The 14,313-nt window shown below is 37.5% G+C and carries 11 protein-coding genes; all 11 read left to right on the forward strand.

Annotated features, from left to right (window positions below):
* Positions 1-140: 140 nt before the first annotated feature.
* A complete protein-coding gene (locus IGI58_RS10515) occupies positions 141-842 on the forward strand; it encodes a DNA-binding response regulator (protein WP_429953455.1) in 702 nt (233 codons plus the stop codon).
* Between the two features lie 125 nt (positions 843-967).
* Positions 968-5,302: a pectate lyase-like adhesive domain-containing protein gene (locus IGI58_RS10520; protein WP_429953454.1), complete on the forward strand. Its 4,335-nt coding sequence runs from the start codon at positions 968-970 to the stop codon at positions 5,300-5,302.
* Positions 5,303-5,322: 20 nt separating this feature from the next.
* On the forward strand, positions 5,323-5,670 hold the full coding sequence (locus IGI58_RS10525; protein ID WP_429953453.1) for an LPXTG cell wall anchor domain-containing protein: 348 nt from the start codon (positions 5,323-5,325) through the stop codon (positions 5,668-5,670).
* A 3-nt stretch (positions 5,671-5,673) separates the two neighbouring features.
* Positions 5,674-6,477, forward strand: a complete 804-nt coding sequence (locus IGI58_RS10530) for a WxL domain-containing protein (RefSeq protein WP_429953452.1) — start codon at positions 5,674-5,676, stop codon at positions 6,475-6,477.
* Positions 6,478-6,511: 34 nt separating this feature from the next.
* The gene (locus tag IGI58_RS10535) at positions 6,512-7,282 is read left to right on the forward strand and encodes a WxL domain-containing protein (protein WP_429953451.1); all 771 of its coding nucleotides are present in this window, start codon (positions 6,512-6,514) and stop codon (positions 7,280-7,282) included.
* Between the two features lie 99 nt (positions 7,283-7,381).
* A complete protein-coding gene (locus IGI58_RS10540; RefSeq protein WP_429953450.1) occupies positions 7,382-8,479 on the forward strand; it encodes a DUF916 and DUF3324 domain-containing protein in 1,098 nt (365 codons plus the stop codon).
* A 23-nt stretch (positions 8,480-8,502) separates the two neighbouring features.
* Positions 8,503-9,168 carry a hypothetical protein gene (locus tag IGI58_RS10545; protein ID WP_429953449.1) on the forward strand — a complete coding sequence of 222 codons (666 nt, stop codon included), beginning with the start codon at positions 8,503-8,505 and terminating at the stop codon, positions 9,166-9,168.
* A gap of 18 nt (positions 9,169-9,186) precedes the next feature.
* A complete protein-coding gene (gene lepB / locus IGI58_RS10550) occupies positions 9,187-10,002 on the forward strand; it encodes a signal peptidase I (RefSeq protein ID WP_429953448.1) in 816 nt (271 codons plus the stop codon).
* A 47-nt stretch (positions 10,003-10,049) separates the two neighbouring features.
* Positions 10,050-10,691, forward strand: coding sequence for a signal peptidase I (lepB, locus tag IGI58_RS10555; protein WP_429953447.1), 642 nt, complete (start codon positions 10,050-10,052; stop codon positions 10,689-10,691).
* 23 nt (positions 10,692-10,714) lie between these two features.
* The gene (locus IGI58_RS10560; protein ID WP_429953446.1) at positions 10,715-13,324 is read left to right on the forward strand and encodes a YfhO family protein; all 2,610 of its coding nucleotides are present in this window, start codon (positions 10,715-10,717) and stop codon (positions 13,322-13,324) included.
* A complete protein-coding gene (locus IGI58_RS10565; RefSeq protein WP_429953445.1) occupies positions 13,321-14,295 on the forward strand; it encodes a DUF5067 domain-containing protein in 975 nt (324 codons plus the stop codon). Before IGI58_RS10560 ends, IGI58_RS10565 begins: the two co-directional genes overlap by 4 nt.
* Positions 14,296-14,313: the final 18 nt, after the last annotated feature.

Raw genomic sequence — 14,313 nt, forward strand, 5'->3', positions numbered from 1 at the left:
TTTACAATAAAAAAGAAAAAATCACTATTTTATTGCTTGTTTTATTGAGGTTCAGAAAACAAAAGAGTTGTCAGGAACAAACATAAAGGCACTTCTTTTAAAATTATTGATTGAAATGTCGAAAATCAAGGAGGAAAAAAATGTTTAACATAGCACTAGTCAATCATAAAAAGATTGGTGATTCGCGATACATAGAGGCTTTGAAGGAAAAACAATGTGATGTGCATTATTTAGAGTCTGACGAACTAGATCAAAGAATAAATAATATGGACGCTGTGATCATCAAGGAGTCTTCTCTAGAAGAAATTGGCGAAACATGCGAGCTGATTATTAAAATTAGAAGCTTAACAGACCGTTTTATTTGGATTCTTTCAGAAGCTTCTACAAAAATCAATCGAATTGTCTATTTACAATTAGGCTCTGATGGAACGTTTGATGATCAAGTCGATCCTGATGAATTTGGTATCTACGTAGGAACAACGTTGGAGAGAAGAACAAAGAAGGTTGAGCCTGTAAAAGAAGTAGAGCCACAAAAGGACAAAATCGAAGAATTGACACCTATTGAACTTGTTCCTAATAACTTTTCTGTCAATGTGGAAAAGAAAGGTGAAGTCAGCTTGACCAAATTGGAATTTCAGGCGATGGAGATTTTAGTTAGACGCCAAGGAGATGCTGTTTCTTATGAAGAAATGTATCAGGCTATCTGGGGGGATGAAAAAGGTGATCGTAAGTATCGCATTTCTAATCTAGTCTTCCATCTTAGAAAAAAACTTGGGGACGATCCATTTAAACCTAAATATATTCGGACAGTCCGCTCAAGAGGGTACATGTTGTCTATGTAAGGGATCCTCTCAATTGAATCAGTTTTCTCTTTTTTGATCAAATGGCTAGCGTAGCATTAGGTCAGGAAATTGAAATATATTGTGTGTTTCTTAGCACAACGATTTTTGAGGAAAGGAGGAAAATAATGAAAATAAAACACAAAGGTTTCTATGTTGGATTACTTGTACTGCTTGTTACGGTGGTAGGGTATGTGTCGTTTAGAGGCGTGAGTCCATTGCGTGCAGCATCTGACAATTATTCATTAGAGCATGGGGATATTTCCAGTGATAACGAAAAACTACTTCCTGTCAAATTAACGATCAATAATCCGAAGGACGAGGAGCTGACATTCAAGGCGACCGATTTAGATATTATCTCATACGAGGACTTCGTAGAAGGTCAAACAAAAAACGATTTATCTACTATTGAATTAGTTAAGTTTTCAGATGATTCTTTCACAATCAAAACAAAAGCATCTAAAGAACCGCTGATCGTTCAATTCTTTGTTCGAACATTTGCAGGAAATAAAGCAAAAACTGGACAAGTTTCGCTAGCAAATGAATCTGGAGAAGTAGCGAAACTTTCGCTAGATTTACCAAGTATTCCAGAAGAAAAAGTAGTGGAACAAAACTATGTTGCTCCAAGGGCACTTTCAGCATTGGATGTCTCAACATTTGCAGCACCAGTGAATGAAAAGGTTGTTACCCTTTGGTCTGAATTTCTTTCAGCGTTAACTGATCCTACTGTTGATAAGATTACGTTAGCAGCCGACCTAACTGCTTCAAGTAGCGCATCCATGGTTGCTCGCCCTTCATTGGAAATTGATGGACAAGGGCATGAAATCAACTTTGCAAATACAACTAGTTATTCTGTCACAATACCTCAAGCAAGTGCAGAGGGCAGTATACTAAGTGTGAAAAATTTAAAGTATACAGGGAGTAATACGACGTCTATCTTTAATGCTAGTGCAGCAAACAGTAATAACTGGACATTCAATTTTGAAAATATCACAACTTTGACTGGCGCTTCTAGAGGTCTACTAACTGCCGCAAACAGTATAGTGACAATCAGTGGAACAAATGTGCTTAACATTGCTCGTTCTGAGACTATGGTTGAAGCTAAAGAGGTTTATATTCAAGGAACAGAAACTGAGAGAGCTTCAATTTCTATCAATGATGGTTCCAATTTTGTCAGCTCGTCTGTTGCTAATGGTAAATTCCTAATTGAAAATGCTGATATCACAGTTGAAAAAGTTTCAAGTCTATTTAATGTTACTGGAACAAATACACAATTTGATATCAAAAATTCAACAGTTACCGCAGATACAATTGCCAGCTTTATTTACGGAACGTCTATAAACACAACGATCAGTAATTCTAAAGTAGACATCCCAACAAATATTTCTGGCAATTTTCATAGAAATAATGCAGCGAACTCTTCATTAGTAATCAATGAGAAATCAGATATCAATTTGGTGAGTACAACTACGAGTGACATTATCGATGCATCTGGTGCAATGAGCTTTATCGTAGATGATTCAACAATTAATGCAAGTAGTGTTGGTCAGATTTTTAGTAATTCAGCAGCTGGTACGGATATGATTGTTCAAAATAAAGCACATTTTATTGGATACAGTCAGTCAAATAATGTTTTAAAATCAACGGCTCAAATCGATATTACTGCAAAAGGCGAAGGCACTATACTAGAAGCATCAGGACATTCATCGCAGATAGCAGAGAGTGGTGGAATTATTTCCATTGATGCAGCTGCATCCACATTGAATGTAGAGGATAAAGCCTATTTTGATATACATTCTTTATCAACGGGCTCGTCAAGTTCTACAGGTGCAACTCCAGCGGTAATGATTCAAAGTGCTGGTGGGAGTTTTAATGCTAGTGGTCAATCTGTTCTCAATATGACTTCAGAAGGACAAAGTAATACTTTAGCTGCTACAGTTCGATTCCGTCTTCGAGGAGAAATGGCATTCAATGTCTCAGGTGAGTCTCAAATCAATATCAAAAAGAATCGTCATGGAGCTCCAGGTATTCGTATGTTCGGGAAAAATAACAATATTGCAGTATCGGGAAATTCTGATTTTACAGTGCATAATGCGGGGACAGGTACAGCCAATTCACCTGGATCAGACAATAGTAATCAAGGTATCATCTTCTATGAAAGTGGCACTGCTCTTTCAGAGGCGCATAGTTTTACCTTAACAGATCCAGGAAGCCGTGTGAAAATTTTTGCTGACTACGGTGCAGGAATTGATTCTTGGCGTCCAATTACAGTTTCCGCTACAGAGGGTACGTATTTCGAGGTGATTGGAAATACTTCAAGTGGAGCGATTTTCAATACGTTTAGCTCTAATGGTAGACAATTGAACTTTATCTTGGATAAGCCAATGTATTATGACTTTAAAAATAACGGGCCAGGAAAAGAATTGATGTCAGCTAGTTCTGCATCGACACTTCAATCAACTCATTCTGATGTTTCTTTATGGATACCTAAGTCTGGAGAAGTGAATAATGGAAATGATGGGAACCCATTCAGATCATGGACCTTAGTAGATTATAGTTTGTCTGGTAACAAAATGACATTTAATTCATCAAGTGATCCGACCTTTAATACAGGAACAGATTCATTCGGTACTGATGGTATCAATCGCTTCTCACGGATGTCAGGAAACAATGCGAATCCAATCGTGGATGAAATCCGCACGCCGACGAACGCAGACAAATTTATTTTTGGGCATGTAAGTATCCCAGAAGGTAAAGATGGGTTCCGTGATGCTTGGACAGATGAAGTACATGTTGAGTTAGAAGTACAACTTCCTAATGAAACGACTAAGCATAAAATTTATGGAACAACCGTTCAAGATGGCGATACGGGTAAATACAGTATTCATGGTGAAGAAGCGCGAGCAGGTATCTTTAAGGCGGATATGTCTTCATTGCTTCCAGCTGGCGAAACATTTATTCCAACTGGAACTAAGGTGAATGTGGTTCGGGCTTGGCGTGGTTCCAGTGATGTACCAGCAGCTGATGATACCACTGTGCATATTGGTACACCAGCCGATGTCGTTCATGGAAATTTATGGTTTACAGATACAGTGACTAGTTTAGATGTTACACCGCCAACTCAAGCAGTTGTTTCATCTGCTGTCAACAATGCAGCGAAACAAATCAAAGGAACCAGCGATGAAAATGGTGCGAAAGTTTTTGTAAAAGTCAATGGTGAATGGTTGAAAGATTCAGCTGGAAATGCAGTGACAACCACTGTAGCCGGCGGTAACTGGACAATTGATTTACCAAGCTATATCGATAAAACGGCCCAAGTGGAAGTTTATCTAAAAGACACAACAGAAATTACACCATTACCATCTTTTGTACTTCCGCGTACCTATACAATAGAGCCGGATGGCGTTGCTGGCAACTTGAATGAAGTTGCGACAACTTATGATAGTTATACAGGATATCATGATGCTGTCAAAGGAACAACTGATGATCGTTTTGATCCAGCAACCTTGGATACAGTAGCTGATGTTATTCCGGATGCACCCGATTTGGTCAAAGGAGTAGACTCTAGTGGCGGAAGCACAACTTCTGTTGGTGATGTTCTAACATATTCACTACTGGTATCAAATAAAAAAGCAGATTCTTATGATTGGACTAATGTCGAAATATCTGATGTCTTGGCTGAAGGTTTAGAATTTGATCCTGCTAAGCACAAAGTAACGATCGATAATGTCGAAGTAGGTACTGATAAGTATAACTACAACGAAACAACACGTACATTGACGATTAAAGTAGGGGATCTAAGTAAACCAGAACCAAAATCAGAATCAGATCCAACATTGGTTCCAAAAGAAGTAAGAGTGACATTCCAAGTAACTGTCGAACAAAGTGCTGTGGATAAAGATCTAAAAAATAAAGCAACGGCAGTCGGTTATTCACCACAAGAAGATCCATTTACTGTTGGACCTAATGATCCAAATGCAACACTTGTTCCAATTGATGTTACATCAAATGAAGTAGGTTTGCCTGGTGGGCCAGCTTTTGGTATTTTGTCCTTTGTTTCAGCACCAACAGCACTAGATTTTGGTGTTAAAACTGAAAGTTTAAATGGCAATACTGTAGCAGTCGATCCAGACGTCATTGGAGATCAACTAGTAGTTTCTGATAACCGCGGAAACTTACAAAAATGGACAATGACAGCCACTTTGCTTACACCATTATCAAATGGTGATGCCATTTTCCCAGATGCTATTCACTATGTAAACGGTGAATCGGATGAAGTCATCACTGGCTTGGCAAAACCAATCTTTGTTCATACAAATGCAAATGTTGGTGAATACAATATCAGTGAAGAAGAATGGGTGAAAAAGAACAACGGGTTTAAAATTGAATTAGCACCTGGTGCAGTCAATAAACTTGGTAAATATCAAGCGACGATTCAATTCTCATTGGAAGATACACCATAAAAATGGAGGAATAACAATTGATGAAAAATTTAAAATCTTTGGTTTTGTTCTCCATTGCATGTGTATCGATTTTTACCATTCATCCAATCAGCGTACAAGCTGAAGGCGAAGGCAATGGCGGAGGGATTCAGACAAATGGAGAAATCGGGTTCTATGAAGAAACAAAACCAACAACAGAGCCAACGACAGAACCAACGACATCTGATTCAACACCAACAGTAAAAAAACCAGTCGGCAGATATCCTTCAACTGGGGAGCTAGTCAAGAAAAGTTTATCGATCAGTGGTGCAGCTTTAGTTGTTATTGCAGCGATTGCCTTTTTCTGGAAACGGAAGAAAGACGACGATGAACAGAAAGAAGGGAGTTAGGGAATGAAAAAGAAACGAATCCATTCAGCCTTGCTACTTCTTTCTCTAGGACTCACAGCCATGTTATTACCAAACTACTCATATGCAGTAGAAGATAACAAAGAAGGAAATGCAGCGATTGAATTAACTGAAATTCCAGATGAGAAAGGTGTTCGCGATCCGGAAAATCCCGGAACGATCGTAGATCCTGGGCCTAGTCCGAGTACTGAAGGTCGTTTGCGAATCGACTTTGTTCCTAAATTGAATTTTGGTCAATATGCAATCACAGACAAAGATATGACGTATCCAGTTAACGCTCAGCTCTTTAAAGATGGCACGAAAGCAAGAGGAAATTTTGTACAAGTTTCTGATTACCGAGGTGGTCAGCAAGGCTGGACCTTACAAGTACGTCAAGAAACACAATTTAAAAATGAAACAGCAACAAATCCAGAATTAAACGGTGCGGTGATTTCCTTTGATAAGTCTTGGGTCAATTCGACACAAGATCAAAACAAAGCGCCGATCGTCTCTAAAGAGATCATCCGCTTGAGCAATATCGGGGAAACCTATAATTTAGCAGAGGCTAAACAAGGCACCGGTTTTGGAACTTGGAGTATTTCATTCGGCGCATCCGCTGATAATAAAAACAGCATTGCGTCAACGTTAAGTCCGCGTTTACTAAAGGACGAACCTGTACTGGATCCAGCATTTGATAATCAACAAGTGTATGAAAACAGTGCAGTCACATTAAGTATACCGGGAGCAACTAAACGTGATCCGGTACCCTATTCAACGGTGTTAACTTGGATTATAGCCGAGTTACCATAGATGTAACACAAACAAAACCTAGGAGGAAACACACATGAAATTAACACACAAATTATGCGGAGCTGTATTAGTAGCGGCAGCAGGCGTAGCAATCGCTGCTCCAAGTGCAACACAAGCCTTAGAAGGAACTAGAAACGGAACTGCAGACATCGAGTTCACAAAAAATACTTCTGAAGACACAACGATGACTGACCCAACTGGTACTCGTAAACCTGATACTGGTAGCGAAATCGATCCAACTCACGTTGATGAGTTTGGGATCATTGCGGTAACTCCATTAGACTTCTCATCACATGCAGCAGTAGCAGCAGGTCAATCTGGATCTTTCTACGCTAAAGCGCACGTAGCAAACAGAGGAAATGCGGATGAATATGAAGTTGAAAACTATGTAGCGATCAAAGATGTTCGTTCTACAACAGATCACACATACACATTAACTGCAAAATTAGAAAAACAATTTACTGCTATGGTTGATAGTCAAGAAGTAACGTTAAATGGCGCAACATTAACATATAGTAATATTGATGTTGCTGATACGTTGAATCCAGGGTTATCACCTGCTGACGACAAAAAAGTATTTGGTGAAGCAGGAAGCGGATCACAAACAATTGCTTTAGGTGAAACAAAACCAATTTACCAAAATACTGATCCAAATGGTGGTAAAGGACGTTATGAAGTAACATTTGGTGACGATGCTAAAGGAACAGAAGCAAACTCTGTACTTTTAGAATTCGGCGATAATGTTGACGTTCGTACTGCACAATACAATGCAACTGTTTTATGGACATTAACAGACGGTAAATAAGAACCGTTCAAAATCTGCAAAAAAGATGTAAAAACAGGTTCACCGGCTTTTAAGCCGGTGACTTGTTTTCACATTTAAAAGAAGGGATTTATAACATTCATGAAAAAAAGAATCGTCACTTACTTAGTACTACTCACATACATAGTTTTTGGAGCTGGTTTTTCTGAAAAAGCTTTTGCTGATGAAACAACTAGTCAAAATGCAGAGCAGCAAGCGGCTGACCTTGGATTAGGCTTCACTTATAAGGTAGTGAAACCGGAAAATCAACGTTCAAGCGTTGGGTATTACGATTTACGAATGAATGCTGGTCAGAAACAAACGGTCACTATTGAACTAGCAAACGGCTCAGACGAAGAAATCACGATCGGTGTTTCATTAAATGGTGCAAAAACAAATGGTAACGGAGTTATTGAATATGGTCCTTCTGCAATCGAAAAGGACAAATCATTGAAATATGATTTTGTGGATGTTGTAAAGGGACCAAAAGAAGTTGTGATTCCAGCTAAAAAAATGGTGCCTTTAGAGTTAGAGATCACCATGCCGGAATCTGATTTTGATGGCTTTATTGCTGGCGGTATCCAATTGAAACAACAGGTCAAAGAAGATAAAAATGCCAAGAAGCAAGGCGGCGTTACAAACGAATATGCTTATATCGTAGGAGTACTATTAAGCGAAAATGATACTAAGATCGAGCCAGATTTAACATTGAACAAAGTCTATGCAGGATTAGCAAATTATCGTAATGCAGTCTTTGTGAATTTTTCTAACGTTAAACCTGAATATCTTGAAAATATGACTGTTGATGCACAAGTCATGAAAAAAGGCTCAGAAGAAGTTTTGTATGATACGAAAAAAGCTGCTATGCGGATGGCGCCAAACAGTTTAATCGATTTTCCTATCGAAATGAATGGTGACCGCATGGAATCCGGCGATTATACTGCGCATATTTTAGTAACGGCTGATGATAAAAAGTGGGAATGGACTGAAGATTTCACGATTACAGACGAGGAAGCAGATAAGTTTAATGGGCAAGATGTCACCTTAACACAGGAACGCGGGATTGACTGGAAACTGATTGCGATGATCGTCGGCGGTGTGATTGCAGTTGTGGTCGTTATCTTCTTCATTGTACGCACTGTTCAAAAGAAAAAAACAAAGAAGAAAAAAGGAAAAAAAAGAAAGCCAACCGCAAAATAGATGATGAAAGGGGATAGAAATCTATGAGCATATTGGATATGTCATTTATCGGTTTATTATCCAGCGCTATCCTCTTTTTACTTTTTGGTGTGGCGTTGCTTTTCTTTAGCATTTCTACCAGAAAACAGTGGAAAAAGATAAAGGCGCGCCGAGTTAAAAATAAAAAGAAGCGAAAAAAACTTCAGCGCATGCGTAAGCAATTGGAGAAAAAAAAGAAACGTCAGCTGATGTGGGCAATCATCTGTTTTGTTCTATTCTTTGTAACAGTTGGCGGTGCAGGTTATTCAAGATACTATCAATTAACTAATTTGACTGCAGCAGATGCTGAAGCAGTATCAAAATCTTATTATCTTGTAGGAGAACTGAAGAAGCAGATCGAGTCTACGGAAAATGGTGCTAGTTCGGAAAAGACAATGAATAATATTCGCAGTTTAAGTTCACAATTAGCTAGTGCAAGTGTAGGAAAAGCATCTCAAGGGATGTCTGCCGAAGGGCAGAAGTTATTGAATCGACACCGGACACTTACGCGTCAGTTGGCAATTAATATCAGTAGTTTGAACCAGGAGACATTATCTGATGCCAGTGTAAGAGAAAACTATTTAAAAGACATAGAAAAAGTAACAGCAAGCGAGAAAAAAGTATTCAAGCATTTCAAAGTAAACGAATCCGCTTTGCAGCAGAAGAAATAATTGTTGAGGGGTGAGAGTATGACTGCAACAAAAAAGGTTGTCAAAACGCCGAAAAAAAGAAACTCTTCCTCTCAATCTAAAAAGAATAAACAATACATAAAAAGAGATACTGAAGAGACTAAAATAAGAAATACCAAAAAAAGAACAAAGCAAAAAAATTCCAGTAAAGTAATTAGTGAACCAAGCAAGAGGAAGAAAAATAAAAAAGTAAAGCAAACTCTGACTTCTACCAAAATAGCAAAAAACAGAAAAAGACCAACACCTAAAGTCAGGCGGAAAAAATGTAAGAGAAATAAGTTGAGGGCTTTATTGATTCAACTCCTTTTAACAGTTGTTATCAGCATCAGCGTATTTTCAACGATCATCTATTTTACGATACGAACACCTAGGATGGAAGGCTATGCAATGACAACGGCTTTGACCGACAATGATCGTATATTAGTCAGTAAAATGGGTGAAGTGAAAAGATTTAAAATGATTTATTTTAAACATCCACGAACAAAAGAGAAAACAGTAAGAAGGGTGATCGCACTTCCTGGGGATGAGCTGTTTTATAAAAATGATGAATTGTTTATCAATAATAAGCTGACACCGGAACGGTTTCTTGAAAAATCTATTGCAGATGCGAAGCAGTCTGGCTTTTTGTTGACTCAGGATTTTACATTGAGGCAAACCACGAATGAAACTAGAGTACCGGAAAATAAGTATTTTGTAATGGGTGATAATCGGCAATTTTCTACAGATAGTCGTGATTACGGTTTTGTTGATCAAAAAGATATCATCGGTGTCGTTGAAATGCGGATTTTTCCGCTGGATGCTGCGGCACAATTTTAAATGAGCCAATGTGTTTACGAAATGAGAGAAAGAAAAGAGCAAACTGAATGGACAATATAAATGTAAAAAAGAAATCGAAACAAAAAAAACGGGCGAATCATAAAGTTCAGACAGCAGAATACCTAAAAATGAAGCATACGCTGACTATTTTGAAACGTGTAGCAGTGACTATTTTGATCTTATGCTGTTTGCTTTTTTTGATTCGAGTGAAAACGCATAGAGTGAGTGGTGTATCTATGTCCCCGACTTTTGAAAATAATGACCGGATATTTGTGGCTAAAGGAAAAGTTCCCTCACGTTTGGATATTGTTACTTTTTCACCAAAAGACAAGCCAAAGGATTCATATGTAAAAAGAGTTGTTGGAATGCCGGGAGATACCATTTGGCTTGAGGAAAATAAATTGTTTATCAATCATCAATTAAAAGAAGGGGCACAAACACCAATAAGTAATACAGATAAACGAGCCATCGATTTGCCGGATGGTACGATCAAGGTCAATGTTTCTGTTGATGTAATGAACCAGTTAAGCGGATTAAGCAAAATTCCAAAGGATCAGTACTTTTTACTTGGCGATAATCGCAATCACTCGACAGATAGTCGTATGATGGGCTTTATTGACGCAAAACAAATTGAAGGTGTTGTCTCCTATCGATATTATCCGTTAAGCAAGATCGGATTTGTACGATAAAACATACTGAAGGCGAGGAACGTATGAAAAATACAGTAAGAAAATGGCTACAGGAAAATAGTTTTTATTTATTATTGAGTATTTTGTTACCGATGGCAATTATGGCATTAGCATATTACTTTATAGGTATTTATCCAGGAAGTGAGCGTACTGTCATGGCCAGTGATAGTTTTAGTCAATATTCAAACTTTCATGCAAGTTTCAATAATGTATTGCATGGAAAACAGAATATATTTTATACATGGTTTGGCTCTTTAGGGTTGAATTATTGGGCATTTTCAGCCTACTATCTAAATGGTATTTTTACCCCCCTCGTTTTCTTTTTCGATAACCAGGCTATGCCAGATGCGTTATATGTGATCACGTTGATCAAGTTTGGTGCAATGGGTGCTGCCTTTTGGTTCTTCTCAACACAAACATTTAAATTACCGAAATGGCTTCATGTTTCTTTTAGTACGACCTATGCATTGATGGCATATACGACTGCATATTCAGAAGTCATCATGTGGCTGGATGCATTCGTCTATTTGCCATTGATCATTTTAGGTATTCATCGTGTTATGGATAAAAGAAAACCAACATTACTGTTTATCAGCTATTTATTATTGTTTTTATCTAATTTTTACATGGCCTTCATGATCGGTGTATTTAGTTTTATGTACTACTGTGTGCGTCTTTTAACGGATTATCAGCGATATAAAAAGAGTATTGTTCCATATTTGATTCCGTCGTTCTTGGCTGGCGGAGCATCCATGGTGACCATTTTGCCAACAGTGATCGATCTAAAGAACAACGGTGAAAGTCTAAGTGATTTTAGTAGTTTTTGGCAACCGGATACAGGTCCATGGGATTTGATCACTAAATCGATGGCAGGTGTCTATGACACAAGTAAATTTGGAAGTGCGCCGTTTATCTATATTGGCTTACTGCCGTTGATTTTTTGTCTATTTTATTTTATCGATAAAAAGGTCGCATTACGGAATAAACTTCTATATGGAAGCCTATTTCTTATTTTGATCGCAAGTGTCTATGTAGCGAATTTAAACTTATTTTGGCATGGTCTACATGCACCAAATATGTTTTTATATCGGTTTAGCTTCCTATTCTCTTTTCTGACTATCCTTCTTGCTGGTCATAGCATTGAAAAGTTCGAAAGAACGGATGTAGAAAAAATAGTCAATGTCATTCTTCTGCTTTTAGTAGTCTTTCTATCTGCCTATTTTTTCGCAAACAAACAGAGATATGACTATATTCAGCCGATGGCATTCATAATCACGCTTGTTTTGCTGGTGTGCTATCTTATTTTATTGTTGATCTATAAAGGGAATAAACTTAAAAGAATACTCCCAGTTTTATTTGCAATGCTGATGATTTTTGAGGCAGGCTTCAATACAAAACTAATGATCGAGGGAATCAAAGAAGAGTGGGGCTACGCAGGCCGTAAGGTTTATGATGCACACTATGAAGACATCAAAACGCTAGTTGAAAAAACTAAGAGTGAAAATGATGGATTTTATCGTCTAGAGAATCTAGATCCGATTTCAAGGAATGATAGTTTTAATTATGGATATAGTAGTGTAACTATGTTTTCTTCGATTCGTAATAGACATTCTTCCAGCTATTTGAATAGTTTAGGCTTCCGTTCTACGGGAAGTAATTTAAATATTTCTTATAGCAACAACACATTGGTCATGGATTCTCTATTAGGAGTTAAATATAACTTATCGAAACAAAAAGGTGTTGAAAAATACGGATTTAAAAAAATAGCGAGTAAAGGAGAATATCGTTTATACGAAAACTCAAATACGCTTCCTTTAGGAATACTCACTGATAAAAAAATCTATAAGGAAAATGCTGTCGGGGATCAAACAGAATTGATCAAACATCTTTCAGGTATGAAAGAGGATTTATTTAGCTTTGGTAGTGTCAAAGTAGATAAACTGGAAAATCTTGTTTTAGAATCAAGTGGTGAGAGCCTTGTGTATGCGAAAGAAAATGTTACAGAACTTTCTTCTATAACGTGGACTGTCGAAGTACCGGCAAAAACGCAGGCGTATTTAAGTTTAGTAGCTGCTGATCAAAGTATGATGGCCAAAGCTGATGTTATTCTTGAGGTCAATGGTACGACTAGAAGAAGTAGTATTGTTGAATCTGGACAATACTACGATCTTGGGTATTATGAAACAGCTAAAACAGTTAAAGTCAAAACGAGTTTTGACTCTCCAAATGCAAAAATCGCGCTTTATCAACCAGATACTGCATTGCTGAATGTCGATCGTTTTGAGACTTCACTCGACAGAATCAAAGAAAAAGGTGTAGATTTTGATGTGAGCGGACGAAAAGCAAGTGCAGAAGTAGATCTAGCAGAAGACCAAGTAGTCTGGACGACTATTCCGTATGACAAAGGCTGGAAAGCGTATATCGATGGAAAACGAGTTGATATTCCAACATTTAAAGAAGCCTTTTTGACATTACCAGTCTCAAAAGGTGTACACACGATAGAATTTGTCTTTTTACCTCAAGGATTTGTTATAGGAGTTAGTCTATTTGGTATATGCATACTGCTGTTTTTACTATATTTGTTCTGGTTAAAAAGAGAAGCTAACAAGATGGATTGGAGTATAAAAGAATGAAATATAAAATAGTCGCTCTCCTTAGTTTACTGCTGATTTTTACTGGCTGTTCGGCAAAGTTATCGGAGAAAAAACAAACATTTTCAGATCAGGGAATCTCGTATTCGATCCAACTGCCTTCATCGTGGGAAAAGGAAAAAGATCCTAAAGAAGGATATGGTCAAAATGCGATCTTTGCAGCAAAAGATAAAAAAAGTAATTCTACGATGTTTGTTAGTACGACGAGAAAAGAAACAGTAGATTTAAAAGATTTTGGCAAGAAAACTCGGGAGCAATTAGCTAAAACTTATAACTATGAGAATGCAGAAGATATCTATATGAAGGAATTTAAGCTAAAGGATTATCAGGCGTATAAATATACTGCCTTTACTAAGTTTAAAGACAAAGACGTATGGGCTCATCTCTATTATATAGAAACTAAGACTGGTTTTGTACAATTAGCTTACTACTCAGCAGATGATAATGATTATGAAGCACGTTCAAAAATTATCGATCAATCAGCGCGTTCGTTGCAAGAAACGAAAGTAGATACAGCCTATAAAGCTGAGGAAGAAGACAATGATACAGAGTTAGAAAATGATAGTGTTATAGTAAAAAACAATGATGTGTCTTTTGATATAAGAGGGTTTAGAAAAATAGCAGGGCAAGAAAACCAGACACTTTTGATTGTCGGCTATGAAACAAAAAATTTAACAGATCAAAAAGTTACTGCTGACTTATTAAAAGAGGTTGTAACCGTGACACAAAAAGGACAACTGCTGAAGGAAATGGAATTACCAAAAAGTGAAGAAAACTCAGCACTTGATGTACTAGTAAAACACCAAAAAGATCTGCTAGAAAAAGATCAATCTGTAGAAACCGCAGCAATCTACGAATTGAATCAAATCACTGGAGAAGTCGTATTGAATTTTGATTCAGAGAAATTCCCTGAACAAGACCCTGTTATTTTAGACCTGAGTTTACTGAAATAACTGAATACTCGATCGAAG

This window comes from Enterococcus sp. AZ020 (assembly GCF_050499205.1).
In the GTDB taxonomy this organism is placed as follows: Bacteria; Bacillota; Bacilli; order Lactobacillales; family Enterococcaceae; genus Enterococcus_L; species Enterococcus_L dunnyi.

Bases quoted from the DNA above. Each gene is read 5' to 3' on its own strand.
- lepB (WP_429953448.1), top strand. From the start codon at position 9,187: ATGACTGCAACAAAAAAGGTTGTCAAAACGCCGAAAAAAAGAAACTCT.
- IGI58_RS10545 (WP_429953449.1), top strand. From the start codon at position 8,503: ATGAGCATATTGGATATGTCATTTATCGGTTTATTATCCAGCGCTATC.
- IGI58_RS10565 (WP_429953445.1), top strand. From the start codon at position 13,321: ATGAAATATAAAATAGTCGCTCTCCTTAGTTTACTGCTGATTTTTACT.
- IGI58_RS10530 (WP_429953452.1), top strand. From the start codon at position 5,674: ATGAAAAAGAAACGAATCCATTCAGCCTTGCTACTTCTTTCTCTAGGA.
- lepB (WP_429953447.1), top strand. From the start codon at position 10,050: ATGGACAATATAAATGTAAAAAAGAAATCGAAACAAAAAAAACGGGCG.
- IGI58_RS10560 (WP_429953446.1), top strand. From the start codon at position 10,715: ATGAAAAATACAGTAAGAAAATGGCTACAGGAAAATAGTTTTTATTTA.
- IGI58_RS10540 (WP_429953450.1), top strand. From the start codon at position 7,382: ATGAAAAAAAGAATCGTCACTTACTTAGTACTACTCACATACATAGTT.
- IGI58_RS10525 (WP_429953453.1), top strand. From the start codon at position 5,323: ATGAAAAATTTAAAATCTTTGGTTTTGTTCTCCATTGCATGTGTATCG.
- IGI58_RS10515 (WP_429953455.1), top strand. From the start codon at position 141: ATGTTTAACATAGCACTAGTCAATCATAAAAAGATTGGTGATTCGCGA.
- IGI58_RS10520 (WP_429953454.1), top strand. From the start codon at position 968: ATGAAAATAAAACACAAAGGTTTCTATGTTGGATTACTTGTACTGCTT.
- IGI58_RS10535 (WP_429953451.1), top strand. From the start codon at position 6,512: ATGAAATTAACACACAAATTATGCGGAGCTGTATTAGTAGCGGCAGCA.